We start from the raw sequence: 817 nt of genomic DNA, 5'->3' as shown, positions 1-817 counted from the left end.
GGCGGACAATCCCCCGCCAGCGAAACGTTATCTTCTTGCTCCAGGTTTGCGACAATTTGCTGCGTCGCAAAAAAGCAAACGTTTAGCTCCGCGCATACAAAACGGGTGGTAAAAAAAGCAAACGATTATCCGGCGATCATAGCGGCTTTTTCAACCGAAGTTTGCTGCTTTTTTCTCTTTTATTGTCTTGACGATGAAAAACCAGGCATTTGATGCGCAAACGTTATCGTCGGTGCGCAAGATTGCAGCGTTATCGAGCCGTATACCGTTCAGGATTGCGATAAAAAATCGTCTGAGATGACAAAAATATTGCGGTTAAAAAGTATACTTTTACACTGGCGAAGAAACGTCGGTGACATACAATTAAAGCATCAACACCAACCGGAACCTCCACCACGTGCTCGAATGAGGTGTGTTGACGTCGGGGGAAACCCTCCTGTGTACCAGCGGGATAGAGAGAAAGACAAAGACCGGAAAACAAACTAAAGCGCCCTTGTGGCGCGTTAGTTTTGTTCATCTTCCAGCAAGCGTGCGCCGGTACCTTCTTCTCCTAAGCGGTCGCCCGGGTTACGCAACGGGCAATCACTGCGCGAAAGGCAGCCACAACCAATACATCCGTCCAGTTCGTCACGCAGCGCCACTAAGGTATGAATGCGCCGATCCAACTCTTCTCGCCATTGGGACGAAAGCTGTTTCCACTCTTTCGCACTTAACGTATGCCCTTCGGGCAACACGCCAAACGCTTCACCAATGGTCGCCAGCGGAATGCCAATACGCTGAGCAATTTTGATAATTGCAACATATCGCAACACATCAC

General features: G+C 49.1%; 1 protein-coding gene and 1 pseudogene. One reads left to right on the top strand and one right to left on the bottom strand.

Annotation, left to right across the window (positions count from 1 at the left end; translation table 11 throughout):
* Positions 1–213, top strand: a pseudogene (locus ACS8YF_RS19685) (hypothetical protein); the annotation flags it as partial.
* A 290-nt stretch (positions 214–503) separates the two neighbouring features.
* Here the strand turns inward: ACS8YF_RS19685 and soxR are convergent.
* Positions 504–817, bottom strand: a 314-nt coding sequence (gene soxR, locus ACS8YF_RS19680) for a redox-sensitive transcriptional activator SoxR (RefSeq protein WP_440851785.1), incomplete at its 5' end; no start/stop codon positions are given.

Source organism: Salinisphaera sp. SWV1 (genome assembly GCF_052044155.1).
In the GTDB taxonomy this organism is placed as follows: domain Bacteria; phylum Pseudomonadota; class Gammaproteobacteria; order Nevskiales; family Salinisphaeraceae; genus Salinisphaera.
This window is presented reverse-complemented; position numbering and strand designations above follow the sequence as displayed.